A 25553-nucleotide genomic window follows, 5' to 3' on the forward strand; every position below is an offset into this window, starting at 1 on the left:
CGGGCGTCGAACTCGGCACACCGGGAGCAAGACATGAGCGAAGCAGCAGTTCCAGCATGGGCCCTTGAGCGGGGCCGGGCCATCCGCCCCTCGGTCGCATTCGATCCGCGCACGGCAGCGCTCCTGATCATCGACATGCAGAATTTTTTCCTCGACGGCACACATCCGCTCGCCGTGGCGGGAATTCCGAAGCTGGTCGACAATATCGACCGGGTGCGGCGCGCGATGCGCGATGCCGGCTGCCCCGTTATCTGGGTGCAGCATAGTTTCGCCGGCGCTGAGGCGCCCGCCGATGGCGATTGCGGCGTACGCAGCTCGCTCGTCAGGCAGCTGGTCCCGGGCAACGCCGCTTTCGATATCGATGCACGGCTCACAGTTGAGGAGGGCGACCTCCACGCAGTCAAGAAGACGGCCAGCGTCTTCCACCCGCAATCCGGCTCAGACCTCCTCCAGACCTTACAGTCCCGTGGGATCAAGACGCTCGTTATCACCGGCATTGTTACCAATGGTTGCTGCGAGACGACCGCCCGTGATGCCTCGCAGCACGGCTTCCAAATCCTATTCGCTTCGGACGCGACCGGCGCGATGAGCGAGGAAGAGCATCGCGCCGCCCTCCTCAATCTCGCACTCTGGTTCGCTGAAGTGCAGAGCGCGGACGAACTTGTCGCTCTCGCTGCCGATCAGGGCGCTGCGGCGTCTCTCGCCAGCTGACTACCGCGTCAGTCACCGCAAGTGGAGAAATAGTGATGGCAAGCACGGCCGAAGCGATATCGATGCCGCCCGCCTGGGCGACGGAACGCGGACGATCGATCCGCCCGCCCGCCAAGATCGTCGCCGACCGCACGGCGCTTGTCGTCATCGACATGCAGAATTTCTTTCTCGACCCTTCGGTGCCGATCGCCGTCCCGAATGGAGCCGCGCTGGTTGCACGGATCAATCGGCTCGTCGGGATCATGCGCACCGCGGGCGTTCCGGTGATCTGGGTCCAGCATGGTTATCCGCCCTCGCAAGAACCTGTTGCCGATCCCCGCCATGACAAGGGCGCCGCCTTTCGCGCCGCCTTGGCAATCGGGAAACCGGGCTACGAGCTGGCGCCCGAACTCGATGCGCTGCCCGGCGACCTCCGGGTTTCCAAACAGACGGTCAGCGCGCTGCATCCCCGATCGGAATGCGATCTTGGTCGAATCCTGCGCGAACAGGAAACCGAGACGATCGTGATCGCGGGCATCGAAACGAACGTCTGCTGCGAAACGACAGCGCGCGATGCGCACCAGCATGACTTCAGCGTCATCATCGCTGCCGACGGCACCGGTGCGATGACCACAAGCGAGCATGACGCTGCGCTTCTCAACCTGTCCCTGTGGTTCGCCGAAGTCCACACGATTGACGAGATCGAGCGCCTCGCCCGGCCGGATTGACCGGGGATGCTTGCCGGGTCAGGGCGAGTGCGCCTCGGCGACACGCGAGAGATTGGTCCGAACGCGGCCGATCAGCCGAGCCAGATCCTCGTTCTCGCCTTGGCTAAGCCCCTCGATCGCCTCGCGCACCGTCGCCTCGGCCCGTTCCGCCACCTCGTCGAGGAGTTCAGGCGCGCGGCCCGTGACATGAAGGCATTTCGCCCGGCGGTCGTCGCTGTCCGGAAGGCGCAAGACGAGGCCGGTCGCGACCAGCCGCGTAATCATGCGGGAAAGAGTAATGGGTGCAAGCTCGAGGCGCTGAGCGAGGGCCGATTGCCGGGTCCCGGGATGCTCGGCGAGATATTTGAGCAGCCGGTACTGGAGCGCTGTCACTCCGTCGCCGCGCGTCTTCGCGTCGAAAGAGCGACGGAAGAGGCGCGCTGTGTCGTCGAGAAGAAAGCCGAGCGATGTCTTCACCCTCTCTCCTGTAGATCTATAATTGAGTTAACGCAATGACGTCCGCTGCCATCCGTGTCCTTGATCTCGCCGAAGGGGGCGCGCTCATCGCCGGCAAGATGCTGGCGCAGCTGGGTGCCGACGTCATCCTCGTCGAGCCGCCCGGCGGCTCGCCGACAAGATGGCAGGCGAAGACCGCGGCGGCCGGTCGTGCGGATACCGAAGAGCGCGAAAGCCCGTTATGGACGGCTCTCGCGAGCGACCGCCGCAGCATATGCTGCGATCTCGACAGCGAGGAAGGGCGCGATCTGCTCGGGCAGCTTGCGGCGAGTGCCGATATCCTGATCACCGGAGGTATGGCTTGCGATCGGCGTCTCGACTGGCAGGCGCTACGCGCGGACAACCCGCATTTGGTGCATCTCTCGATCTCGCCATTCGGCGAAGAGGGACCCAAGCGCGGCTATGCGGCTAGCGACCTCATTCTCTGGGCGGCGGGCGGCGCTCTCTTTCCGAGCCGTGATGCCGAGCGTCCCCCGGTGCGCATCGGCTCCAATCAGGCGCTGCTCCATGCCGGTGCCGACGGGGCGGTCGGTGCACTCGTGGCGCTCGCGGAGCGAGAGCGAACCGGCCGGGGCCAGCTCGTCACCGTGTCGGCCCAGGCAAGCGTGGCCCAGGCGACGCTCTCGGCAGTTCTTGCGCATGCGGTCGGTCATCCCGATTTCACGCTCGGCAGTAAGCCGCCGCCGATGCGCGGCAAAGGGAATCTCGATCTCAGCGGTAGCGGCTCGCGTACGCGCCGTTCCAAATGGCCAGTGCGCGATGGCCTTGTCGAAATGCACCTCGCGATGGGTCCGGCGGCCGGTCGCTTCACCAACAATCTCTTCGCCTGGCTCTGTGACGCCGGGCTTGCCCAGCAGCAATTCCGCGAATGGGACTGGGCACGCGGCGTGCCCGAAGCCTTGTCGACAGGCGCGATGGGCGAGGCCGATCTTGAGGCAGCGCGCGACGAGGTCGCCGCCGCGCTCGCATCTTTCACAAAGGCCGACCTTGCCCTGATCGCAATGCGTCACAAGCTTCTCCTCGCGCCCGTGATGACGATCGCCGACCTGGCAGCGAGCGAGCATTTCGCGGCGCGCGGGGCGCTCGCCGGGGCTGTGGGAGCCAGCGTGCCGGTCCGCTTGCCGGCCGCCCTGGACGGACTGTCGGCGCGGCGCCCGGTCCATGCGGCGCCAGCGGCCGGCGCCCATGCGGCGGAGATTCTGGGCGCGCTCGAACGCGCCGCGCCGCGGAGCCGACCGGCCGGTAGCGATGACGTCGCGAACTCAAAGGCGCCCCTTGCCGGTCTCAAGGTCGTCGATCTCGCCTGGGTGGTAGCTGGGCCGATGATCGGGCGTGTGCTCGCCGATTGCGGTGCCGAGGTCGTCCGGGTCGAATCGTCGCTGCGTGTCGAAACGGCCCGTATGATGGGACCGTTTCCCGGGGGCGACATCAATCCCGAGCGCTCGGCGCTTTACGAGAACTGCAATGCGGGAAAGCTCGGACTCAGCCTCGACCTTGCCAACCCCGCAGCGCGCGAGGTGGTTCGCGATCTGGCAGCGTGGGGCGACGTCCTCGTCGAAAGCTTCGCGCCCGGACAGATGACGAAATGGGGGCTTGGGTACGACATGCTCTCGGCGCGCAACCCGCGTCTTGTGATGCTCAGCACCTCGCTCATGGGGCAGAGCGGTCCGTTCGCCGGCCTCGCCGGTTTCGGCAACATCGGTGCCGCCCTGTCGGGGTTCCAGGCAATTGTCGGCCATCCCGATGGCGAGATGATCGGACCTTATGGGCCTTACACCGACTATGTCGGCCCGCGCTTTGCCCTGGCCGCCTTGCTTGCCCGCCTCGCGGCGCAGCGCGGTGAAGGACTGGACGGCGTGGGCAAAGGGCCGAACGAACCGGGCGCTTGGCTCGACATCGCGCAGGTCGAGGCAGGCTTGCATTTCCTGGCAGCCGAGATCGCCGACTTCGAAACGACCGGCACCGTTGCGCGGCTACAAGGCAATCGTGTCCCGGCAATGGCTCCGCATGGTGTCTTCCCCGCGAAGGGCAACGATCGCTGGGTTGCGATCGCGGTTCGCGACGACAGCGAATGGCATCGCTTCGCCGCCTTGATTGGCGACGAAGCGATGGACCCCTATCTTGCTAAGCTCGTCGGTCGCAAGGCTGCAGAACAACAAATCGAGGCGATGGTGGCACGCTGGACCGTGACGCGGGACACCCATGAGATCGAGCGGCAGCTGCAGGCGCAAGGCATTCCGGCGCATGTCGTCGCGAATTCGGAGGATTTTGCGCTGGATCCGCAGCTTTGCCGCGACGGGCATCTCGTCGAGCTCGCGCACGCCCATGGCGGCGTCAGCATTGTCGAGGGATCGCGTTTTCGCCTCTCCGCTTCGGCCGTCGGGCCGAGGCGAGCGGCACCCGTATATGGACGCGACAATGAGGCGGTGCTCCGCGACCTGCTTGGTTATTCCGATGCCGCGATCGCGGCGCTTGTCGACGCCAAAGCGCTTCGATGAACGAGGGCAGTGATATCAGCGGCGAGCACGAAGCATGGCAGCGGCTGTGGGATCCCGTCGTCGCCGCGATCGGTACCGACCTTGGAACGGGCGCGGCTGCGCAAGCGGCCGACCGCGTCGAAGCAGGTGCCATCCGGCGCTGGACCGAGCCGCTCGAATTTGCGTGCGCCCTTCATGATGACCGTAAGGAAGCGCGCCGGCATGGCCATCCCGATATCATCGCGCCCTATACTGCCATGCTGAGCTTTGCCTTGCCGCCGATGTGGTTCCCGGGCGCGCCCACCCTCTTTCCTGCCGCGGACCGCGATGCCCAGCCGGAGCGAAGCGTCGTCAAGCCTGTTTTTCCCGATTTCTTCCCGCCCTTCACCGGCTATTTTGCGACGGACGTCGATATGGATTATCTCCGCCCGGCGCATGTCGGCGAGCGCTTGCAGCGACGCGGCGCAAAGCTGGTGGCGTGCCATCCCAAGGAAACCCGGGTCGGACGTGGCGCGTTCGTGACGACCGAGGCCGAAATCGCGAACGAAGAGGGGAATCTACTGGCGCGCGTGCGCACCAGCCTCTTTCTCTACACGCCGCGGGAGGGCGCGCGGTGAAGCAGCGCCTCTGGGACGATGTGGAAATCGGCGAGGTGTTGGAGGCTTTCGACTTTCCATTGACAGTGTATCGGCTCGTCATGGCGGCGGGCGCGAACCGCGATTTCAACGCAATCCATCACAATCCCGACGTCGCGCGCGCGTCGGGAGCCCCCGACATCTACGCGAACACGCTCTTTCTCCAGGGAATGTGGGAAAAGGCGGTGCGAGTTTACATCGGACCAGCAGGAACGATCCGCCGTATCAGCGGCTTCCGCATGTCGGGCTTCAACGTCGCCGGCGATCGCGTCACCGTGCGCGGACGCGTCATCGAAAAGGCGATAGTCGATGGCGCGGGCCTCGTGACTCTTGAGATATGGTCCGAAAACGGCAGCGACATTTCGGTCGGGCCGGGCCGGGTTCTCGCCACGCTTCCCCGTGCTGCGCGATAGCGCCCGAAGATCGAACAGTGAAGACGTCGTCTTGTGCCAGTGGCGCTTAGGCGGGAGGCGGGTCGACGCCATCCGGAGCCCGGCATTCTCGGGAGGGATATATGGTTGAATTGAGCTGGCTACGCGGCAAGGTCGCGCTCGTTACTGGCGCCGCCGGCGGGCTGGGGCTTGGATTGTCCCGGGTCCTCGCCGCAAATGGCGCACGAGTCATCATGGCGGATGTTGACGCTGCGGGGGTGCAGGATGCGAGCGCCGCCCTCAATGAAAGCGGGGGCGCGACGCTCGCCTTCCACCTCGATGTGACCGACGGCGAGAGTTGGAACGGTGTCGCTCGCCAGACCCGGGAGGCATTCGGCGAAGTCGATTTTCTCTGCAACAATGCCGGAATCGTGGGAGCATATGAAATGCCCCTCGGCGTATCGCCCGATGTGCTCCGCCAGGTGCTCGACACCAATGTCGTCGGCGCGTTGCGGGGCGTCCAGACCTTCGCGCCTGCGATGCGGGAGCGGCAACGCGGCCATATTCTCAATATCGGCTCAATGACCGGGATCGACACCGTCAGCGCCGCTTCAGACTATTCCGCATCGAAGCATGCGCTTGTTTCGCTCTGCGAGGCGATGCGCGACGAACTGTCGCCCGACGGGATCATCGTCTCGCTGCTGTGTCCGGGCGCCGTCGACACCGGCCTTGGCGGCAAGCGCATAATCGATGCCGCGAGCGGGAGCGCCCCCGGGGCGCCGCCGGCGTCATCTGCTGCGGCGAGGCCGAGCAATGCCATGCCGGTCTTAGACGTCGCGGCGATCGCGCTCGCCGGTCTGACGCGCGGAGATTTCTTTATTTTCACGCATGCCGAGGGCCGCCAGAGGCTGCAGAAGCGCGTCGACGAAATGCTTCTCGGTTTCGACACGCTCGACGCCGTCATGCAATGAAAGGGGGGCGCCGCCATCGCCAAGGCCCACTCATCGCGGCGGGAGCTGGCTCTTCCTCGGTGGGCGCTGCGTCTGATTTGCCTGTATCGCCGTGATCAGCTTCGCCGGCGGATGATGTCTGCGGCGCGCTCTGCGATCATGACGGTCGGTGCATGCGTGTTCGCACCGACCAGCGCCGGCATCACGGACGCATCGACAACCCGAAGCCGCCTGGCCCCGCGGACCTTGAGCCCGAGATCGACCACCGACCTCTCGTCATTGCCCATCCGACACGAGCCGACGATGTGGAAGCCGGTCCCGCCCGCGCGGCGCGCCCATTCGAGGAGCGATGCATCATCGTTGTCGACCTCGGGTCCCGGCATATTCTCGCCAACGATAAATTCGGCGAGAGGAGACTGCCGAACCATCGCCCTGCAATACCGCAGACCGGCGGTGACAATCGCCCGGTCATTTTCCTGCGTCAGAAAACCACAGCTCAGGTCGACGTGTCCGTCGGCCGCGAGATGGACATGACCCCGGCTTTCCGGGCGGCACTGATAAAAGGAAAGGCTCAAGCCCGGGCGGCGATCAACCACGGCGGCCACCCGACCATTGATTTCCCTGAAAGCATAGGTCAGCGGACCCGCGAAGAGCTCGATGTCGGCGGGTCCATCGCCCGGCCCGACGCGGGCGTAGCCCATGGCCTGCGTTGGCGTTCCGGCGAGCAAGCCCTTTCGTCCCGCAAGATAGCGCAGCCCGTTGAGAATCGCCGCAAAGCCCCGGCCAGCGCCGTTCATGGACGGCAATCCGCGCACCTCATATGTGTTGTCAGCATCAGATGATCCGCGACATTCTCGCCGACCTCGGGGCTGTCGATCTCGACGCGGCGACCGAGTGACCCCAGCCGCGTCGCATCGCCGATGCCCGACTGCTCGAGGAGCAAGGGGGAGCCGATCGCGCCGGCGCAAATGATAACTTCGACATCGGCACGGGCAACGGCTGACTGGTCCCCGACGCGCAGGGTTGCACCGGTCGCTGCACCATTTTCGAGGAGGATTGTCTCGACCAGCGCGTCGGTCACTATATGCAAATTGGAGCGGCTGCGAACAGGGGCGAGATAGGCGCGTGCGGCGCTCTGGCGTCGCCCGGCCTTCCAGTTGAGTTGCGCGCGCGCAAGCCCGAGCGGTCGTTCCACATTATAATCCGCCAGCGCCGGCAGGCCCATCGCCCGGCTGTTTTCGACCAGCAAACCCATCGAACGGAACCAGAGCGGGTTGAAATCGACGGGAACCGGGCCGCCTTGTCCGCGCCCGGCCCCGCCTGCCCGGAAATCCTCGGCGCGCATGAAGTAAGGCAGCACGTCATCCCAGCCCCAACCGGCGCAGCCGAGATCGCGCCAATGGTCGTAATCGGCACGCGTACCTCTCACCCACGCGAGCCCGTTTATCGAACTCGACCCGCCCAGCAGCTTGCCACGCGCATAATGGATCGTGCGTCCATCGAGACCTGGTTCGGGTCCAGCGCGAAAACACCAATCATATCTCGGATCGGCCATCGTCTTCGCATAGCCGACGGGCAGGTCGATCACAGGACTGCGGTCGCTGCCGCCGGCCTCGATCAGAAGAACACGAACCGACGGGTCCTCGCTGAGCCGGTTGGCCAGTACGCAGCCCGCCGAGCCGGCGCCGATGATCACATAGTCGGCGTGGAGAAAGCTCTCGTCCAATTCGGTTCTCATTTCGCGGATCCTCGATGGCGCTAGTCGGGTTCCTCGCCCAGGCCGGTGACGGTCTTCAGTTCATGATATTGGCCGAGGCCCTCGCGCCCCATCTCACGGCCGACGCCCGACGCCTTGAAACCGCCGAAGGGCGCGGTGAAATCGATGCCGAAACTATTATACCCCACCGTTCCCGCGCGCAGCCGCTTGATGATGGAATATCCGCGCGCGGGCTCGGCGCTGAAGACGGCGCCGGCGAGCCCGTAGGGACTGTCGTTGGCGATCGCGAGCGCCTCTTCGTCGCCGCCATCATAAGGTATGACGACCCCGACCGGACCGAATATTTCCTCCTGCGCGATACGGCTCGCGTTCGAAACGTCGTAGAAGAGGGTTGGAGGCACGAACCAACCGGCGGGGAGGTTCGACAAGCGATCGCCGCCGGCCGCGATCGGAAAGCGGTCAGCGCGCGCGCCGTCAATATAAGATTGCACACGCTCTTGCTGCCGCTTGGCAACCATGGGACCGATCGTTGTCGCAGGGTCGTGGGGATCGCCTACCCGGAGCTCGCTTACCTTGGCGCTCAAGGCTTCGACAAAATCCTTCTGCCGAGCGCGCGGAACGATGATCCGGGTGAGCGCCGCGCAGGCCTGACCGCTATTGAAGCCCAGGCCGAGGGGGACCGCGAAGTCCGCCACAAGTTGGGGGTCTGCGTCATCGAGCACGATCGCAGCGGATTTTCCGCCCAGCTCGAGTCCGCAGCGCCGCAGATCGCGGCCGCAGATTTCGCCGATCTTCCGACCAGCCGCGGTGCTGCCCGTGAAGGAAACCTTGTCGACAAGTGGATGGCTGACCAGCGCCTCACCCGCTTCGCGCCCACCCGGCACAATGTTAAGTACGCCGGGCGGCAGGCCGGCGGCTTCGGCGGCGTCGGCGAGCAGGAAGCCATCGAGCGGGGTTTCCGGAGCGGGCTTGGCAACCACGGTGCAGCCGGCTGCCATCGCAGGAGCGCATTTCGCGAGCAGCAGGAAGAGGGGGCCGTTCCAAGGCACGATCGCGGCCACCACCCCGACCGGTTCGCGGCGGACAAGATAAGGCGCTGCAAGTCCCTGCCGCTGCTCGGCGGGAGGCAGCTCGACCGCGAGGTCGGCATAATAGTTGAGCATCGCGGCGGGGGCCGTACCCCCGCGCCCGAGGAAAGCGATCGGCGCTCCCATCTCCTGGATGATGAGGTGCGTGGTCTCTTCGGCCCGCGCGAGCAGATAGTCGGCCATCCGCTGCAGAAAGGTTGCACGGTCCTCGGCGCTCATGCGGGGCCAGGGCCCATTATCGAACGCCAGGCGTGCGGCGCGAACCGCCGCATCGATGTCAGCCACTGACCCATCGGGAGCTTCGCCAAAACGCTTAGCGGTTGCGGGATTGATTACTTCGATCCGGCCCCCCTCGACGGGCCGCGCCCATTGACCATCGATAAAATGCCTGTCGCGGTTCGTCAGCGAAATCATGTCCAGTCTCCATTGCGCACGATCGGCGCGTCAATTCCATTCAATCAGCAGGCGATTGACGCCCAACAACGTGCCCGAAGTGATTTCGGTCGCGCTGTCATCGGCGATCACAAAGGGCGGTGCGCGCGTGAGCCACTCGGACCAGGCAATGCGCATTTCGCTCCGTGCGAGATGGGCGCCGAGGCAAAAATGGGGTCCGAAGGAAAAGGTCATGTGCCGGTTCGGCTTCCGACTGGTGTCGGGAACCGCCGCGTCTTCGAACTCGTCCGGATCATAGTTGGCGATAGGCAGGCTGTTCAGGAGCCAGTCGCCCCGGCGAAGCAACACGCCGGCAAGTTCATGATCCTGTGTGACGCGCCGGAAGGAGTTTACGACGGCATACACGCGGAGCATTTCCTCGATCGCGGCTGGTAGCTTCGTAACATCGTCACGCAATTCGCGCTGGAGTTCGGGCGTCCGCGCAAGATGAAGGCATTGAAAGCCGAGCGACGCGGTTACGGTGTGAATTCCGCCGGCAAACACGAGAAAGGTCATTCCCATGATCTCGTCGTCGTTCAACTTGCGTCCGTCGATTTCGCCATTCGCTATTCGCGAGATGATATCATCGCGCGGTGTTGCGCTTGCCCGCGCGAGTTCGGCGCCGAGAAACTCTCCTATCGCCCTGCCTCCTCGGGCCCGTTGCTCCAGACTGCTGCCCTCGTGAAGATCATGTCCCCATCGGACGATATCCTCAAAGGCTTCGAGGGGGAGCCCCATCATCGTGAGGAAGATGATGATCGGAAATGGTTTGGCAAAGGCCGTTGCGAAATCGCACTGCTTATCAGCGAGCGCGCGATCAATGAGGCTGACCGCATGCCGCCGGATTGCCGGCTCCATTGCCTTGACGGCGGACGGTGAAAAGAGAGGGTTGAGGAATTTGCGATAGGCGGTGTGATCCGGCGGGTCGACTTCGGCCGGAATGAGGGGCCAGCTCTCACCGAGCAATGACGAATAGCGCGCTATCTGATGCGACGAGTAAATGTCAGGATGCTGGAGGATGTGACGCAGATCCTCCGCTCTCGTCGGCACCCAGAAGCCCATGCTGCCGTCGGGATTCTGGCCAGAGGAATTGAAGAAGAGCCGAGGTCCTTGCTGCAGTCTCGCCAGCATTGCGTGGGGACAGCTCTGCATATTCTCGCCGGCCACAAAATCATAGGGGACGACAAGGTCCTGCGGAACATGATCCGGGACTGCCCCAAGTTGCGTCGACATCATGGCCATCGCACTTGTCTCCTTCCTCTGCCGATCATAGTATGAGACAAAATTTTTTATCTGTCTCAAGCTAACCGATGACATCGCCCATTGCAATGAGGTATATCTATCATGAGGAACCAATCGGGATTTTCCGAGAATTCGCCTTTGTCGGGCAATATTGAGGATGTTCTAGACGCCACCAAGGCCTGCATTGCGCACTCGGGCTTCGTTCACACCCATATGGGGGACATAGCCAAGGGGGCGTCTATGTCGCGCGCGACGCTCTATCGTCGCTTCGAGAATAAGGAGCAGATATTCGCCGCACTCCTCAGACGGGAGGCCGCCTCGTTCGTCGACCGCGCTCGCGCGATCGCGGCTCGAAGCGAGTCCGTCCTTTCGCGCGTCGAGGCCATCCTTTTCGTCGCGCTCGCGGAAATCGCCGGTCACGACTGGCTTGCTGGTGAGCTTTCGAAAGGCCCCGACACGCGCGTGATGGCGATCCTCAATCCGGCGGATCAGGAAGCCGCCGGCTACGCGCTGCTCCCTCTGCTGGAAGAGGGCGTCATGGCGGGCGAAGTGCGGGATTCTCTTCCGCTTTCCGAACTCGTCGCCTGGATATTCCGCCAGCTCCTTTCGATCGCGGCGATGCCATTGGGACAAGCGGATAAGGAACTGCGCGTCCAGGTTCTCGTCATGCCCGCGTTGAGGGCAAATGGTTCTGAGCCTGCGGATGGTCTCACCCAAAACCTGTGCCCCGGTCCGCCAGCGCGATAGAGTCGGCCCGGCGCGCATGAGTACGCTCGGCCATATTTGACGAGCAAGCGACTTCAAAGATTGAGTTAGTTTTGAGTCGCGCTCGCGCTGGCTTCTGCTGTACCGATCTCAAAATTTAGTCGGTGGTGCCGATCTCAGTTTTACGGCGAAACGCAGTGATTTGTAGCGAATTTATCGCCAGATACGCGGGGTTTGCGGCGCCGTGCCCTTGGTCGACGGAACCGCAGAGGCCTACTGCGGCTTGCTGATTGGCCTTGCGGCACCGCGATTCTGCTTTTAAAGAGATATATGAATTGGCAGAAACATGCCAGGTAAGGGAGAGTGATATGTCTCGGAAATTTCCGTTGAAATCGTCGATTTTTGCCATTGCGATGTTGCCGGTGGCGGCACACGCCGAGCAACCCGCCCCGCAGGAATCCGGCGAGACCCCCGACGCGGCGCCATCCGATCCGCGCACTGCCTCCGAGCCGGGCGAAATCGTCGTAACCGCGCGGCGTCGCTCGGAACGGCTTCAGGACGTGCCGATCACAATCGCGGCCCTTCCAGCGGAGACACTCGCGAAGCAGAATATCACCGACACCCGCGACCTCCAGATCAATGTTCCCAGCCTGACTGTCGGTCGCTCCGCCAAGGGCGGCAACGGGAACTATATCGCTCTGCGCGGTATCGGGGGCAATGAGACGCTGTTTGGCCAAGACCAGACGGTCGGTCTCTACCTCAACGAGGTTCCGCTTGCACGGCAGGACGGGTCCAATATCGGCTTCTACGACATCGCCAGCGTCCAGATCCTCTACGGTCCCCAAGGCACGCTCTTCGGGCGCAACACCGTTGCCGGCGCGGTCACCTATACCACCGAGCGCCCGAGCGACAGCTTCGAGGGCTATTTGAAGGTCGAAGCCGGCAGTTATGATCATCGCCGCCTGACCGGCGCAATCAACATTCCGGTCGGGGAGACACTGGCTCTCCGCGTCGCCGGGCAACTCCGGCGTCGCGACGGCTTCATCACCGAGCTCAACTCGGGCAGGTCGCTGGGCAGCCAGCACAGTGAAGCCGTCCGCGGAACGCTCCGCTGGGCCCCGTCGGATACGGTGACGAACGATCTGATCGTCGAATATAGCCGCGCCGATCAACGCGACCTCGGAGGTCTTGTCTACGGGGCGAAGGCGATCTCCGCCGTGCCTTGCACGACGGGACGCCAGGCAGCCTGCTTCTACGGGCCTGGTGCCCCGTCGGGTGCCGCCGATCCGCGCTACGCAAACTGGCCGACGGTTGCCGCCGCGCTGGCGCTCAACCTCTCGGACGGACCGGTTGTGGCCTTGCCGACGGTCCCCAAGTCGCGCGACCGGGCGCTGATGATTACCAACATCACCGACTGGAACCTGAGCGACACGGTCACGCTCCGGAACATCGCTGCCTATCGCAACATCAAGGCTTATTCGCAATTGACCGGCGCGGGTCTTGCGGATCCGGTGTCCCGCCTTCTCGCCCGTCTCGAGCAGAAGCAATATACGGAAGAGCTCCAGGTCCAGGCAAAATTGTTCGACCGGCAGGTCGAGCTCACCGCCGGCGGCTTCTATTTCAAGGAAACCGGCACCGAGTCTTCATCCTCGGACTCGTTCGTGTCCGCGCTCAGCCTGCCGATCGCGACCTCCTACGGCGAGATCGATAACAGCTCGCGATCCCTTTACGCGCAGGCCACCTATCGACCCGACTGGCTGCCGCAGGCCAGTCTGACGAGCGGGTTTCGCCGCACATGGGACCGCCGGGCCCTCACCATATCAAGCGGCACGCGCACTACGACCGCATTTGTCGATGGGTCCTATGATCTTGGTGACCAACTGAACTGTTCGCTGCTCGATGCCAACAATGTCGCGCTGCCGCTCTCGGCCTGCTCGCTCACCAACTCGGCGAAATACGCAAAGTCGACCTATCTCGTGACGCTCGACTACAAGCTGGCTCGCGACATCCTCGTCTATGGGACCATCAGCCGCGGCTATCGCAGCGGCGGCTTCAATGTGCGTGAACTCTTCCTGCCATCCTCTTTCCGTCCCGAAACCGTGAACAACAAGGAAGTGGGCTTCAAATCGCGCGTCTCGCTCGGCGGTGTCGGAGTCCAGCTCAACGCCAACTATTGGGAAATGGACTATAAGGACACGCAGACGGTCGTTATCTTTAGCTTCGGAAGCCCCCCGCGTACGGGTACCCGGATCACCAATGCGGCCTCCGAAAATCTGCGCGGCTGGGAAGCGAGCCTGACTCTCGAACCTTGGCGGGGTGCCTCGATCGGCGGGTTCGTGGGCCACGTAAGCGGAGAATTCCTCCAGTTCGATCCGGGCAATGGCGCTCCGGTCCAGGCCAGCCGCGATGCCGGCGCTCCCGCCTATAGCTGGGGCCTCAACGCGTCGCAGACAATCGATCTTGGCTCGATCGGCGGGGAGCTCACCGTCAGCGGCAATTATTATTATCGCGATGGGGCGACCACGACGACGATCACTCCAGCGAGGAAGGGCCCGTCTTACGACCAGGCGAACTTCCGCATCGAATGGGCCCGCGTGGCGGACTCGAACTTCGATCTTGCCATCTTCGGCCGCGATATTCTCGACAGCCGCGGCTATATCCCCAACACGTCCACCAATCCCTTCACCGGAGGGCTTGGCGTCGATTTCCGGCCACCCGCTATCTACGGCGCCGAACTCACTTATAATTTCTGATCAGGCCGTCCCGGTCGCGGGCGAGATAGTCCGCCCGCGGCCGGGATCGATCCGCGACCCCCGTTCTGCCGGCAGTCGGTTTTCTGCAACGCTGGGTAGCTCGGAATAAAGAAGGAGTAGAGGATGATGCGTCGTCATATGCTTGGCGCGGGCATTGGATTGGCCTTGGCGCTTGCCCCGGGTGCCGCGGCCGCCCAATCGTTCGAGGCCGAACTCGCGCAAACCGTGAAGGCCGACTATCCTTCGCTTGAGACGCTTTACAAAGACCTTCATGCGCATCCCGAAGTCGGCTTTCTGGAGAACCGGACCGCGAAAATATTGGCTGCGCGCATGCGCAAGCTCGGCTTCGCGGTCACTGAGGGAATCGCGAAGACCGGCTTCGTCGCGATCTTCAAAAATGGGGAAGGTCCCACGGTGCTGGTCAGGACCGATCTCGACGCCTTGCCAATGGCCGAGAAAACCGGGTTGCCATACGCCAGTCACGCCAAGCAGATCGTCGACGGCAAGGAAACGCCGGTCGCCCATAGTTGCGGCCATGACATCCACATGGCGTGGTGGCTCGGTACGGCGCAGGCGCTTCTCGCGCACAAGGACAAATGGCACGGCACGCTGATGTTCGTCGGCCAACCTGCCGAGGAGCGGGGCGGGGCAACGGCCATGCTCGCCGACGGGCTGTTCGAACGCTTCGGAAAGCCCGACGTGGGCTTCGCCGCGCATGTCAGCAGCAATGCCACCGGCCGCGTTTCGATCAAGGCTGGCACCACCTCCTCGGCAACCGATTCGCTCGAGATCGTCTTTCATGGCCGCGGCGGGCACGGCTCGATGCCGTCCGCCACTATAGATCCCGTCATCATCGGAGCGCGCTTCGTCAACGATGTCCAGACGGTCATCAGCCGCGAGAAGGACCCAGCAACCTTCGCTGTGCTCACCGTCGGCGCATTTCAGGCTGGAACCGTTGCCAACATCATCCCCGACGAGGCGGTCGTGAAGGTCAATCTTCGCTCGCACGCGCCTGAGGTCAGGACGATGCTGAAAGCAGGCGTCGAACGAACGGCGCGCGCGGTCGCAGCTATGGCCGGCGCACCCGAGCCAACGATCAAGGCGACCAGTGGCGGGGCCGCGCTCGTCAATAATCCCGGGCTGTCGCGCCACATGGCCGATCTGCTTTCGCCTATGCTCGGTGACCGATTGAACTTCGTTGCGGCTTCGGCGCCGCCATCCGCCGCGAGCGAAGATTATGCCGAGTTCGTTGCGGCGGGCGTCCCATCGGTATTCTTCTCGATAGGCGGCTACGCCCCAAGCGTCCTTGCCGATTACAAGGCCAGGTCTTTGCCCGTGCCCGTCAACCATTCGCCCTATTTTGCTCCCGATCCCGCAGGGGCGATCCCCATGGGAATCACCGTTCTGACCCTCGCAGTGATCGACGCGATGAACGGCGGGACGAAGGCCATTTCCGACTGAGACTCGGGCAGAGACGATCCGGCGCCGTCGCCTGTTCCCAGACGAACGCCTCCACAAGACCAAAGTCAGAAAGGCATTGATGATGACCCGCCGCTCAGGCTTCACCCCAAAAGAAGGCACCGGCAGCGCCGCCCTCGGCGCGGTCGCCGCTGCTTCGCTCCTCCTGAGCTCTGCCGTCCAGGCGCAAACCATCGTCAAGACAAGTGGCGGAACGGTTGAAGGCACCTTGGAGAGGGACGTCGTCAGCTTCAAGGGCATCCCGCTCGGCGAGCCGCCTGTCGGCGAGCTTCGCTGGCGGGACGCACGTCCAGCAAAGCCCTGGAGCGGCGTTCTGAAGGCGAACAAGTTCGCGGCGCCCTGTGCACAGCCCGCCTCTCCCTGGCTAGAGGGTGCGGTACCGAGCGAGGACTGCCTTTATCTCAACATCTGGACAGAGAACCGGAATCCGGCCGACAAGCGTCCGGTGATCGTCTGGATATATGGCGGAGGATTTACAGCCGGGTTCACCGGCGCGTCAGGTAGCGACGGTACGGCGCTGACACGCAAGGGCGTCGTACTTGTCAGCCTCCCGTACAGGGTGGGGGCGCTCGGCTATATGGCCCACCCTGAACTCACCAAGGAAAATCCTCACGGGAGTTCGGGTCAATATGCGATGTCTGACCTCGTTCTGGGACTCCGGTGGGTGAATGAGAATATCGCCAGCTTCGGCGGCGATCCTGCGAACGTCACGCTGATGGGCTGCTCCGCCGGTTCCTACATGTCGAGCTTCCTCATGGCCTCGCCGCATGCGAAGGGGCTGTTTCACCGTGTCATCGCGGAGAGCGGCGCCAAATTCTCGCCTGGACTGAATGCGACCCTTGCTCCGCTTTCGGAAAGCGAAGAGCGTGGTTTATCCTTTGCCCGCCGCCTCGGCGCCAGCAATCTGGCAGAGCTCAGGGCAATGTCCGCCGACACGATCGTCGCGACGCAGCAGGCGACCGGTTCGGGCGACATGGCTCTCCCAGGGACGGACGGATACTGGCTCCCGCTCGACACCTATACGGCGGCCGAAAAAGGCTATTATGCGGATGTTCCGCTTCTCACCGGCTCGTCGCTGAACGAGGCGACGATTTTTCCCACGACGTGGAAGCCACTCGCGACCCCCGAGGCAATGCGGGCGCTGGCAGAGAAAGAGGCGCCGGGTAACGCTCCCGAGTTCTTTCGTTATTACCCGGCGAATACGCCAGCCGAAGCGCTCCGGTCGGCCGTCAACTGGTCGACCGATGTCGGCTTCGCCCACGGAAATTATGCTCTTGCCAAGATCAATACCGAGCGCGGACAGCCGACCTATGTTTTCCGAAACGCGCTGCCCGCTGCCGGCGAACTCGCAAAACGCGCCGGCGGAGCCTTTCCGCCCGAAATGATGCGGGGAATGCACTGCGGGGAAAATATCTACGCGTTTGGCAATCTGGAGCGCGGACAGGGGAAGCTCAGCGGCGATGCGATTACCGAGGCCGATCGGGAACTCCAGGACCTCCTCACATCCTATTGGACGAACTTCGCAAAGACGGGAAATCCCAACGGAGGTTCGTTGCCGCACTGGCCCCGATATGACCTCGAGCGCATGGAAGCACTCACCATCGACAAGCCAGCTCAGGTCCAGCGCGCGCCCGATGGCGAACGCCTCCGGTTCTTCGACCAATTGACGGAAGAGCGGCGGAAACGCGAGACGGCGCAAAAATGACCGGCCGCCGGGTATCGGGCCCGGCACATTCGAAGGCACCCGGTCGCGGGGCCGAGCGCCGGGCCTCCGGTCGGCGCGAAGAGTGAGAGGGACCAGGGAGACCCGTGACGGGCAGAGGCCAAGAGAGAGGCTCTTGGCGCTCGTCGCGGAGATTTGTCATGACACTCCCAACTCGCACCTCAAACGCTGTTGAAACCCCAGGATATAAAGTCGAAATCTCGCGCGGCCAGCGCATCGGCCGCGTCTCTTCCGAATGGTTCGCGCGTCCCGACGACGAGCGCTATCTGTCGCTGAACGCGCTCTTTGACTCCGTTCGCGCCCGCGCCGAAGCAGCAACTGCGCGCACGGTCGAAACCCGCGCCATCCGGGTCGAAGCTGCGACCGACAATCCTGAGCGCCTGGCGCTGCGGCTTCCCGACCGCGCTAATCCCGTGGCGCCCACCCATTGGTCCTTCGGCCAGCTGTGCAGCCTCGTTGGCGCACCCTCGGGCTATCTGCGCCAGCTGCCTGCGGCCCTGGCGGGGATCAACATGCAGCATGGGCTACTCGCGCATCGCGGCGAGCTGGTTAAGACGCTCGAAACCGGGGACGGCCGCACCGAACTCCGGGCCGTGACCGGCCCCGACTATGGCCGCATCTGGGACCATGAACTTGTGGCGGCCGTGATGAAGATCGCGGGCAACGGAATGGGCGACACGCGCTGGAAAGTCCCGGGGACACTCGACTGGTCAACGATGCATCACAATCCGCTCGTCGATGTGACGAAGGACAACACCACCCTCTACGCGAGCGATCGCGACGTCTTTCTCTTCCTCGTCGATGATCTGAATCCGATCGAGGCCGGGCGGCTGCCCAACGGCGATCCTGATCTCTTCTTTCGGGGATTTTACTGCTGGAACAGCGAGGTCGGCGCGAAGACGCTCGGCATGGCGACCTTCTATCTCCGCGCCGTCTGCATGAACCGGAACATCTGGGGCGCGGAAGGTTTCGAGGAAATCAGCATTCGCCACAGCAAATTCGCGGCGGGTCGCTTTGCCCAGGAAGCATCGCCCGCGCTCGAACGCTTCGCATCCTCATCGCCTGGTTCGTTCCTGAACGGCATCAAGGCATCGCGCGTGGCCATCGTAGCGCGCAATGGCGAGGAACGGCACAGCTTCCTGCGCAAGCGCGGTTTCTCGAAAACCGAGACCGACAAGATCATCGCCACGGTCCTCCAGGAAGAAGGGCACCCGCCTTCGTCGATTTTCGACTTCGTGCAGGGGATCACCGCGCTCGCGCGGGACAAGCCGCACCAGGACGCTCGCCTTGAGCTCGAAGGCAAGGGCGCGAAGCTTCTCGCTTCGGTGCGCTAGTCCGCGCCAGCGCCCGTCCTCCGGCGCAGTCCGCTCCCTCAGAGGGAGAGGGCTGCGCCCGAGCCATGACGGGCTGAAAGCCAAGAGAGAGTCTCGCGGCCAGCCCGTCTTGGAGATATGCCATGACCGACGACGTTGCATCACCGAACCCGGAAATCGCAAATTTCATCGAGCGATACAATTTGTTCGAGTCACGCTCCGCCGCCCTGATTCCGGCCAACAAGTCGGCGCTATTCGCGGCACTGAAGGACGCCGAAGTTTCGAAGGTGCTCGTCCGCTTCGACGGGTCGGGCGATAGCGGGCAGGTCGAGGAAGTGACCGCTTTCGGCGCGGATGAAATCGAGCGCGATCTGCCCGCAATCGAGGTTGAACTTACGCGGCTTCAGTTTGGCCAAGATGAACCCGTGGTCTGCGCGCAGCCGGTCGCCGATGCCATCGAGACCCTTGCCTATGATGCCCTCGCAGCCACGCATGGTGGGTGGGAAAATAATGAAGGGGCCTATGGAGACTTCACCTTCGACGTCGCCGCAGAAGTGATCACGCTCGACTATAATGAGCGATACGAAACGAGCGAGCAGTTCGTCCATTCATTCTGACGGAGGCCGTCATGGGACACTGTTACCATCACGCGCTTTCCAGCGCGAAGAAATGGGGCGGCGAAGCGGAAGATTATCTTCCCCTCCATCAATGGTTCGACGAGCCGTCGAAGCTCATCACGGCTGACTTTCGCCATCGTGCGCTTCGCCATCACGCTGAAGGCATCTTCATGCTTGAGCGGTTCTTCGGCGCTGCCCTCCTCATTTCCAGCGGCCGCAAGGTTCCGGTGCGACTAATCGGGGAGCAGCACGTCCGCGAAGATCTCGGCTTCATTCCATCCTTTGCCGATTGGGTACGCTGCATCCGGCCAGAGCCTTGGATGGGGCGGGCGCAGCCCATCCACTCTGCTGTCGATCCGTTCGCGGTCACCGCCTGACAAGCACCTGTTCGCCTGAAACCCCGGCCCGGCTGGCTCCCGCAGAGGAAGAGGTCCGGGCCGGAGCCATGACGGGCTGAAAGCCAAGAGAGAGTCTTGCGGCTGCCCGTCATGGAGAAATGTCATGACGAAGCATGTGAAAATCACCCTCAGCGGCGCGCGGGATATTCCCTTCAACGCGCTCGTCCTGAGCCAGGCCAATGTCCGGCGCGTAAAGGGCGGCGTCTCGATTGACGGTCTCGCCGCCGACATCGAACGCCGCGGACTGCTTACGAGCCTAACCGTTCGCGCTCAGCGCGACGCGGAAGGCGTTGAAACCGGCAAATATGAAGTTCCGGCCGGCGGTCGCCGGTTCCGCGCCCTCCAGCAGCTGGTCAAGCAGCGCCGGATGGCCAAGACCGAGCCTGTCCCGTGCATCGTTCGCGAGGACGACGCGATCTCGGCCGAGGAGGATTCGCTGGCCGAGAACGTCCACCGCGAGCCGCTGCATCCGCTCGACCAGTTCCGGGCGATGCAGATGCTGGTCGCGCAAGGCAGCGACGTCGAAACGGTCGCGGCGACCTTCATGGTCACCCCGGCGGTGGTGAAGCAGCGGCTGAAGCTCGCCGAGGTTTCGCCGAAACTGCACGACGTCTATGCCGAGGATGGCATGACGCTCGAGCAGCTCATGGCCTTCTCGGTGTCGCCCGACCATGCGCGTCAGGAGCAAATCTGGGAGATGCTCCAGACGAGCGGCAACCGGCAACCCTGGTTCATCCGGGCGCGGCTGACCGAGGACAAGGTTCGAGCGTCGGACAAGCGTGTGCTCTTCGTGACCCTCGATGCCTATATCGCGGCGGGCGGCCATGTCCTTCGCGATCTCTTCGAATCCGATGACGGTGGCTGGCTCGAAGACGTCACGTTGCTCAATCAGCTCCAGACCGAGAAGCTCGATGCCGAAGTCGCGCGCGTCGCGGCCGAGGGCTGGAAGTGGGTCGAGGCTGCGGTCGATTTTGCTTACGGTCACACCTATGATTTCCGGGCGATCGACGGCGAGGAGCCGCCGGCGAACGCGGAGGATGAGGCGCGGGTCGAGGCGCTTCGCGAGGAAGCGGACCGGCTCGAGGATCAATGGGCCGGCGAGGAGAACATCCCCGACGAAGTCGCCGCGCGCATCCATGCGATCGACGAGGAGATCGCGCCGCTCGTCTCCAAGCCCCTGATCTATGATCCCGCCGAGGTCGCGATCGCGGGCGCCTTCGTCAGCATCGATGTCGATGGTTCGCTCCACATCGAGCGCGGCTATGTCCGGGCCGAAGACGAACCCGCCGAACCGGAGGATGAAGCCGAGGCCGGCGGCGCGGACGGCGAAGGCGGCGAATCCGGTGAAGGGCAGGACGAGGCTGCGGATCATCGCGGCGACGGTGTCCCGCCGACGGTCGATGGCAGCGAGGACGAAGACCCCGACGATCTGCTTCGGCCGCTTCCCGATCGTCTCGTCACCGACCTCACGGCGCACCGCACGCTCGCACTGCGCGATGCGGTGGCGCAGAGTCCGATGGTCGCCTTCGCGGCGCTTCTCCACGCGCTCGTGCTCGAGACCTTCTACACCTACAGCCAATCGGGAAGCTGTGTCGGAATCGCGATGCGAAGCAACCGGCTGAGCGGCTATGGCACGGGTCTCAACGACACGCCGTCGGCGAAGGCCATCCATGACCGGCATGAAAGCTGGTCGGCGCGCCTGCCGGATGCGACCGATGAGGTGTGGACGACGCTTGCCGGTTTCGACGCCGACGAGCAGGCGGCGCTCTTTGCTCACTGCATCTCGTTCGGCATCGACGCGGTGTGGGAAGCAGCGACCCGATATAATCAGGGTCGCGTGTCAGCCCGGCAAGTCGCGGCGCGCATCGAGCATTCGCACATCCTTGCGCGTGCGGCGGGTCTCGACATGGTCGCGGCCGGCTGGTCTGCAACGGTTGCAAACTATCTCGGCCGGGTCACCAAGCCGCAGATCCTCGGCGCCGTCGAAGAAGCATGCGGGGAGGAGGTGTCGAGCCGCCTCGCCGGCATGAAGAAGCCCGAGATGGCAAGCGCCGCCGAAGAGTTGCTGAAGGGCAAGGGCTGGCTCGCCAAGCCGCTTCGCACGCCGGACCTCCTCGTCGCCGACGAACCCGTGCTTGAGGCGGCGAACGATAATGCGGCGCCCGCGATCAGTAGCGATGAAGCCGGCGAGACCGGCGGCGATGGCGATATCGACGCGGTTGCCGCCGAATAGGGTCGAACGACGACCAACCTGGGAAGCCTGACGGATCGTCAGGCTTCCCTTTTTTCTGCCCCGACCTTGAAGATGCGAGCCGCCGATCGAACATATGAAGCTCGTCACCGGCAGGGGCTGCTGGAACGGTTCGCATCTGCTCGCCCGGACCGGGCGTGGGCAACATGGACCGCGAAACCGAGGAGCCCTGCAATGAACAAGCCTGCCGCTGAAATCGCTCGACGTCTTGGCGAAAATGCCGAGGCCGTGTGCCGCCGCTATCTGAACAAGGGACGGCGCGAAGGCCAATATTGGATGGTCGGCAACATCCGCAACGATCCGGGTCGCAGCCTCTATGTCCGCTTGTCCGGCGACGCCGAAGGCGGACGGTCGGCCGGCAAATGGACCGATGCCCAAAGCGGTGACCATGGCGACCTGCTCGATATCATCGCGGCGACCTGCGGTCACGCCAGCTTCCGCGATACCATGGACGAAGCGCGCCGATTTCTGAGTTTGCCGATCGACCCGCCTCTGGCCCGAAATCCCGCCCCGCGTAAATATTCGCCCGGATCGCCGGAGGCCGCCCGGCAGCTATGGGCGGCATTGAAGCCGCTCCCGGGAAGCCTTGCCGACGCCTATTTGCAAGGGCGGCGCATTGTCTCCTCGCTTGCGGCGGACAGCCTGCGCTTCCACCCGCGCTGCTATTATCGTGCATCCGAGGACGATCCACCGAACATTCGCCCGGCATGGCCGGCGCTGATCGCAGCGGTGACCGACGACGTCGGGACCATCACGGGCGTCCATCGCACCTGGCTCGATCCGATGGGCGGGAAGGCGCCGGTGGCCTATCCCCGCCGCGCGATGGGGCATCTGCTGGGTCACGGCGTCCGTTTCGGCCAGTCTGGCCGCGTGATGCTTTTTGGCGAAGGGCTCGAGACCTTGCTTTCGGTTCGCGGCGTCCTGCCGGCAATGCCGATGATCGCGGGACTGTCGGCGGCACATCTCGCCGCTATCACCTTCCCCGCTCCACTCGAACGGCTCTATGTCGCACGCGATGACGACCCCGCAGGGAGGCACGCTTTCGACACGCTGGCCGAGCGCGCCGCTGCCGCCGATATCGAGATACGGCCGCTCGATCCAACGCACGGCGATTTCAACGCCGACCTCGTCACCGCGGGCCCCGAAAAGTTGCGAGCCGCCACCGCGCGTCAACTGTGCCGTTCCGATCGGCTCGAATTTCTTTGATGAAAGCGGCGGGCCGGAAAGGCGAGGCGGGCGGCGGCTGGGCGGGCATGGCTCCTGGAGGGCCGCGCTCCGGCCTTCGGAAAGGGCGACTGCGACAGGCGGCGCGGGGTGCCTCAATGCTGGCCGCGCGGCTATTTTCCGCCGGGACCTGCGGCCCCTTTGCATCGCGAAACAAAATAGCCTTCGGCCAGCATCCTTCGCTGGCGCTTCGGCCGCAGCTTAAGCTGCGGTGCGGCCCCGCGCCGCCTCCCGCTCTTGTCGCCGCGAAGGCCGCGGGAGCGCGGCCGCAGAGCGGAGAGCCACGATGACCGATGCAGCCGACCAGTTTCGCCTCGACCTTGCCGACCCCGGCGACAATCATACGCTTCTCGACGAACTTCAGCTGTTCGGGCACCGGCCCTTCGAGGACGAGCCCGACCCGCGTCCGCTACCCGATGCCCGCTTGGCCCATGGCGCGATCGTCGACATGTTCGATGCGTTGGCGGGATGCCTGCAGGATACACGGATCGAGCCCGATCTCGACGACCTGCTCTGGAACCTCGTTGCGATCTTCCATCGCGCCGGGGACCATGCCGACCGCAAGCTCGACGACAATGAGCAGGTGCAGCGCCGGCTTCAGCGCGAACAGGATGGCAGCGAGATACGGTCCTCCGAGCTGGAACAGGCGACGCGCGAAGGCATCACGCTTATCGAAAGGCGCGACGCGATGGAATTCTTCCGCGAGGCCGCTGCCGATCAATATCGGGCACTGACCCGCAAAGCGTGGATGCCGCGAACCGGCTCACGCGCGATACAGAAATCACTGACCGCCGCGCTGATCGACAGCCGCGATTTTCTCGATTCCCGGTTGCGTCAAAAAGCTGCAGCCTTGCTCCCCGAGGGCACGCGCATCGCGTTCACGGGAGGCGCCGAGGGCGATCCCAACAACATCTGGGAAATCCTTGACCGGACACGCGAGCGACACCCCGACATGATGCTCCTCCATGGGGCCACGCCAACGGGAGCAGAACGCGCCGCAGCGTGCTGGGCTGACAGCCGTAACGTTGTGCAGGTCGCCTTTCGGCCCGACTGGAACCGGCACGGCAAGGCAGCCCCCTTCAAACGCAACGACCGAATCCTCGAGGCCATGCCGGTCGGAATCATCATATTCCCGGGCACTGGCATTCAGGACAATCTGGCCGATAAAGCTCGCAAGATGGGCATACCGGTTTGGGATTTTCGGAGCAGATCTCGCTGAAGCTCTTCCACGAGGCCCTTTGAGAACTAGCCTCAATCTGGTTCTATCTCTCGAATATAGTAGGAATATATGAGCTTAGCCGCCATTTTCAGTTTCTCCCACGATCGCCTTGACCAGCGGCGGTCCCGCCGTCGGCGGTCGGCCTTGTAAGAGGGCGGGGCTTGCCGGCCCTTACGAGGGGCACGCGGATCGACTGGTTCGGAAACGGCGGTCGGCGCGCCATGGTTCGTAATGCCGACGATCGCCGCCGCCCACGCCTTCGAGCTTGAATTCACGCGTGTGAAGACCCAAGCCGAACTTGCCGATCTGCTTCGTGAGGCCTGCTCCTTCATGGGCTGCGCCTGGTTCGCGCTCAGTCACCACATCGACTTCCTCGCCGCGCCCGACAAGGGCGTGCGAGTTCACAATTATCCGGAGGAATGGGCCGATTGGTTCGATCAGAACCGACTGGGGCCATCGGATCCGATACACCGCGCGAGCCAGCGCAGCCGGGCCGGCTTTCTCTGGCACGATATGCGTCGCTACGACACCCCGCGCTCTGGCGACGATATCATCCTTGCTGAGGCCGAGCGCCATGGTATCGGCGACGGGCTAACGGTGCCCGCCCATATTCCGGGTGATGCCCATGGCTCGGTTTCCTTTGCATGGCGGCCGGGGTTTGCTGCCGAACCGGATGCGCTACAATTTGCCCGCATGATCGGCGGCGCCGCCTTCGAAGCGGCCGACAGCATCGCCAATCCCGACCGCGTGCATATTGGTCCGCGCCTGACCAACCGGCAGCGGGAATGTCTCATCAGGGCCGCTCAGGGCAACCCGATCTGGCGGATCGGGCGCCATCTCGAGCTCTCGCCCGACACTGTGCGCGAGCATCTGCGCAACGCCCGGCTGCGCTACGGCGCCAATGGAGGCGTCGTGCTCACGGTGCGGGCGCTTTATGATGGCGACATCAGTTTCGTCGACATCGCTCGCCGGTAAAAAAAGACGTCGCACCCCCCCCTATCGTGCTATGGTGCGACCGAAAAAAGCGGTTCAATTGGATCGCCTCT

General features: G+C 63.9%; 22 protein-coding genes. 17 read left to right on the forward strand and 5 right to left on the reverse strand.

Annotated elements, in window-relative coordinates; all coding sequences use genetic code 11:
* Positions 1-33 precede the first annotated feature (33 nt).
* Together ACREBX_RS13035 and ACREBX_RS13040 are read left to right on the forward strand one after the other, a co-directional pair.
* Entirely contained in the window at positions 34-711 is a 678-nt protein-coding gene (locus ACREBX_RS13035; RefSeq protein WP_431562167.1) for an isochorismatase family protein, read from the forward strand.
* Positions 712-746: 35 nt separating this feature from the next.
* Positions 747-1418 carry a cysteine hydrolase family protein gene (locus ACREBX_RS13040; protein ID WP_431562168.1) on the forward strand — a complete coding sequence of 224 codons (672 nt, stop codon included), beginning with the start codon at positions 747-749 and terminating at the stop codon, positions 1416-1418.
* Positions 1419-1436: 18 nt separating this feature from the next.
* Here ACREBX_RS13040 and ACREBX_RS13045 read toward each other — a convergent pair whose 3' ends face one another.
* The gene (locus ACREBX_RS13045) at positions 1437-1874 is read right to left on the reverse strand and encodes a MarR family winged helix-turn-helix transcriptional regulator (RefSeq protein ID WP_431562169.1); all 438 of its coding nucleotides are present in this window, start codon (positions 1872-1874) and stop codon (positions 1437-1439) included.
* Between the two features lie 35 nt (positions 1875-1909).
* On the opposite strand from ACREBX_RS13045, the gene ACREBX_RS13050 reads away from it, so the two are divergent.
* The 4 genes from ACREBX_RS13050 to ACREBX_RS13065 all read left to right on the forward strand — a co-directional run bounded on the left by ACREBX_RS13050 (position 1910) and on the right by ACREBX_RS13065 (position 6367).
* Positions 1910-4411, forward strand: a complete 2502-nt coding sequence (locus ACREBX_RS13050) for a CoA transferase (protein ID WP_431562170.1) — start codon at positions 1910-1912, stop codon at positions 4409-4411.
* Entirely contained in the window at positions 4408-5007 is a 600-nt protein-coding gene (locus tag ACREBX_RS13055; protein ID WP_431562171.1) for an FAS1-like dehydratase domain-containing protein, read from the forward strand. The genes ACREBX_RS13050 and ACREBX_RS13055 overlap by 4 nt, the downstream gene beginning before the upstream one ends.
* Positions 5004-5438 (forward strand): hypothetical protein, encoded by a 435-nt coding sequence (locus tag ACREBX_RS13060; protein ID WP_431562172.1) that lies wholly within the window; start codon positions 5004-5006, stop codon positions 5436-5438. The genes ACREBX_RS13055 and ACREBX_RS13060 overlap by 4 nt, the downstream gene beginning before the upstream one ends.
* 101 nt (positions 5439-5539) lie before the next feature.
* Positions 5540-6367 carry an SDR family NAD(P)-dependent oxidoreductase gene (locus ACREBX_RS13065; RefSeq protein WP_431562173.1) on the forward strand — a complete coding sequence of 276 codons (828 nt, stop codon included), beginning with the start codon at positions 5540-5542 and terminating at the stop codon, positions 6365-6367.
* A 95-nt stretch (positions 6368-6462) separates the two neighbouring features.
* Here the strand turns inward: ACREBX_RS13065 and ACREBX_RS13070 are convergent, their stop codons facing one another.
* Genes ACREBX_RS13070 through ACREBX_RS13085 form a run of 4 tightly spaced genes read right to left on the reverse strand, consistent with a single transcriptional unit; the run spans position 6463 to position 10825 of the window.
* The gene (locus ACREBX_RS13070) at positions 6463-7143 is read right to left on the reverse strand and encodes a GMC family oxidoreductase (protein ID WP_431562174.1); all 681 of its coding nucleotides are present in this window, start codon (positions 7141-7143) and stop codon (positions 6463-6465) included.
* Entirely contained in the window at positions 7140-8084 is a 945-nt protein-coding gene (locus ACREBX_RS13075) for a GMC family oxidoreductase (RefSeq protein ID WP_431562175.1), read from the reverse strand. The genes ACREBX_RS13070 and ACREBX_RS13075 overlap by 4 nt, the downstream gene beginning before the upstream one ends.
* A gap of 20 nt (positions 8085-8104) precedes the next feature.
* On the reverse strand, positions 8105-9565 hold the full coding sequence (locus ACREBX_RS13080; RefSeq protein ID WP_431562176.1) for an aldehyde dehydrogenase: 1461 nt from the start codon (positions 9563-9565) through the stop codon (positions 8105-8107).
* A gap of 30 nt (positions 9566-9595) precedes the next feature.
* Positions 9596-10825, reverse strand: a complete 1230-nt coding sequence (locus ACREBX_RS13085; RefSeq protein ID WP_431562177.1) for a cytochrome P450 — start codon at positions 10823-10825, stop codon at positions 9596-9598.
* 102 nt (positions 10826-10927) lie between these two features.
* Between ACREBX_RS13085 and ACREBX_RS13090 the strand changes: the two genes are divergently transcribed.
* The 11 genes from ACREBX_RS13090 (at position 10928) to ACREBX_RS13140 (ending at position 25482) form a co-directional block, all read left to right on the forward strand.
* The gene (locus tag ACREBX_RS13090) at positions 10928-11572 is read left to right on the forward strand and encodes a TetR/AcrR family transcriptional regulator (protein WP_431562178.1); all 645 of its coding nucleotides are present in this window, start codon (positions 10928-10930) and stop codon (positions 11570-11572) included.
* Positions 11573-11898: 326 nt separating this feature from the next.
* Complete coding sequence (locus tag ACREBX_RS13095; RefSeq protein ID WP_431562179.1) at positions 11899-14283, forward strand: TonB-dependent receptor; 2385 nt, start codon at positions 11899-11901, stop codon at positions 14281-14283.
* 123 nt (positions 14284-14406) lie between these two features.
* Positions 14407-15744, forward strand: coding sequence for an amidohydrolase (locus tag ACREBX_RS13100; RefSeq protein ID WP_431562180.1), 1338 nt, complete (start codon positions 14407-14409; stop codon positions 15742-15744).
* A 79-nt stretch (positions 15745-15823) separates the two neighbouring features.
* Entirely contained in the window at positions 15824-17467 is a 1644-nt protein-coding gene (locus ACREBX_RS13105; RefSeq protein WP_431562181.1) for a carboxylesterase/lipase family protein, read from the forward strand.
* Positions 17468-17625: 158 nt separating this feature from the next.
* On the forward strand, positions 17626-18819 hold the full coding sequence (locus tag ACREBX_RS13110) for a DUF932 domain-containing protein (RefSeq protein WP_431562182.1): 1194 nt from the start codon (positions 17626-17628) through the stop codon (positions 18817-18819).
* Positions 18820-18941: 122 nt separating this feature from the next.
* The gene (locus ACREBX_RS13115; RefSeq protein WP_431562183.1) at positions 18942-19415 is read left to right on the forward strand and encodes a DUF6878 family protein; all 474 of its coding nucleotides are present in this window, start codon (positions 18942-18944) and stop codon (positions 19413-19415) included.
* An 11-nt stretch (positions 19416-19426) separates the two neighbouring features.
* Positions 19427-19792, forward strand: a complete 366-nt coding sequence (locus ACREBX_RS13120) for a DUF6915 family protein (protein ID WP_431562184.1) — start codon at positions 19427-19429, stop codon at positions 19790-19792.
* A gap of 124 nt (positions 19793-19916) precedes the next feature.
* Positions 19917-22046 (forward strand): ParB/RepB/Spo0J family partition protein, encoded by a 2130-nt coding sequence (locus ACREBX_RS13125; protein ID WP_431562185.1) that lies wholly within the window; start codon positions 19917-19919, stop codon positions 22044-22046.
* Positions 22047-22238: 192 nt separating this feature from the next.
* The gene (locus ACREBX_RS13130; protein ID WP_431562186.1) at positions 22239-23270 is read left to right on the forward strand and encodes a DUF7146 domain-containing protein; all 1032 of its coding nucleotides are present in this window, start codon (positions 22239-22241) and stop codon (positions 23268-23270) included.
* Positions 23271-23574: 304 nt separating this feature from the next.
* Positions 23575-24507, forward strand: a complete 933-nt coding sequence (locus ACREBX_RS13135; protein WP_431562187.1) for a DUF2493 domain-containing protein — start codon at positions 23575-23577, stop codon at positions 24505-24507.
* Between the two features lie 231 nt (positions 24508-24738).
* Positions 24739-25482 carry a helix-turn-helix transcriptional regulator gene (locus ACREBX_RS13140; RefSeq protein ID WP_431562188.1) on the forward strand — a complete coding sequence of 248 codons (744 nt, stop codon included), beginning with the start codon at positions 24739-24741 and terminating at the stop codon, positions 25480-25482.
* Positions 25483-25553 lie beyond the last annotated feature (71 nt).

It is taken from the genome of Sphingopyxis sp. (assembly GCF_050725655.1).
Taxonomy (GTDB): domain Bacteria; phylum Pseudomonadota; class Alphaproteobacteria; order Sphingomonadales; family Sphingomonadaceae; genus Sphingopyxis.

Coding starts and splice junctions, on each gene's coding strand:
- ACREBX_RS13090 (WP_431562178.1), top strand. CDS start 10,928: ATGAGGAACCAATCGGGATTTTCCGAGAATTCGCCTTTGTCGGGCAAT.
- ACREBX_RS13065 (WP_431562173.1), top strand. CDS start 5,540: ATGGTTGAATTGAGCTGGCTACGCGGCAAGGTCGCGCTCGTTACTGGC.
- ACREBX_RS13115 (WP_431562183.1), top strand. CDS start 18,942: ATGACCGACGACGTTGCATCACCGAACCCGGAAATCGCAAATTTCATC.
- ACREBX_RS13120 (WP_431562184.1), top strand. CDS start 19,427: ATGGGACACTGTTACCATCACGCGCTTTCCAGCGCGAAGAAATGGGGC.
- ACREBX_RS13075 (WP_431562175.1), bottom strand. CDS start 8,084: ATGAGAACCGAATTGGACGAGAGCTTTCTCCACGCCGACTATGTGATC.
- ACREBX_RS13130 (WP_431562186.1), top strand. CDS start 22,239: ATGAACAAGCCTGCCGCTGAAATCGCTCGACGTCTTGGCGAAAATGCC.
- ACREBX_RS13110 (WP_431562182.1), top strand. CDS start 17,626: ATGACACTCCCAACTCGCACCTCAAACGCTGTTGAAACCCCAGGATAT.
- ACREBX_RS13055 (WP_431562171.1), top strand. CDS start 4,408: ATGAACGAGGGCAGTGATATCAGCGGCGAGCACGAAGCATGGCAGCGG.
- ACREBX_RS13095 (WP_431562179.1), top strand. CDS start 11,899: ATGTCTCGGAAATTTCCGTTGAAATCGTCGATTTTTGCCATTGCGATG.
- ACREBX_RS13050 (WP_431562170.1), top strand. CDS start 1,910: ATGACGTCCGCTGCCATCCGTGTCCTTGATCTCGCCGAAGGGGGCGCG.
- ACREBX_RS13100 (WP_431562180.1), top strand. CDS start 14,407: ATGATGCGTCGTCATATGCTTGGCGCGGGCATTGGATTGGCCTTGGCG.
- ACREBX_RS13035 (WP_431562167.1), top strand. CDS start 34: ATGAGCGAAGCAGCAGTTCCAGCATGGGCCCTTGAGCGGGGCCGGGCC.
- ACREBX_RS13125 (WP_431562185.1), top strand. CDS start 19,917: ATGACGAAGCATGTGAAAATCACCCTCAGCGGCGCGCGGGATATTCCC.
- ACREBX_RS13135 (WP_431562187.1), top strand. CDS start 23,575: ATGACCGATGCAGCCGACCAGTTTCGCCTCGACCTTGCCGACCCCGGC.
- ACREBX_RS13085 (WP_431562177.1), bottom strand. CDS start 10,825: ATGGCCATGATGTCGACGCAACTTGGGGCAGTCCCGGATCATGTTCCG.
- ACREBX_RS13105 (WP_431562181.1), top strand. CDS start 15,824: ATGATGACCCGCCGCTCAGGCTTCACCCCAAAAGAAGGCACCGGCAGC.
- ACREBX_RS13070 (WP_431562174.1), bottom strand. CDS start 7,143: ATGAACGGCGCTGGCCGGGGCTTTGCGGCGATTCTCAACGGGCTGCGC.
- ACREBX_RS13080 (WP_431562176.1), bottom strand. CDS start 9,565: ATGATTTCGCTGACGAACCGCGACAGGCATTTTATCGATGGTCAATGG.
- ACREBX_RS13040 (WP_431562168.1), top strand. CDS start 747: ATGGCAAGCACGGCCGAAGCGATATCGATGCCGCCCGCCTGGGCGACG.
- ACREBX_RS13140 (WP_431562188.1), top strand. CDS start 24,739: ATGCCGACGATCGCCGCCGCCCACGCCTTCGAGCTTGAATTCACGCGT.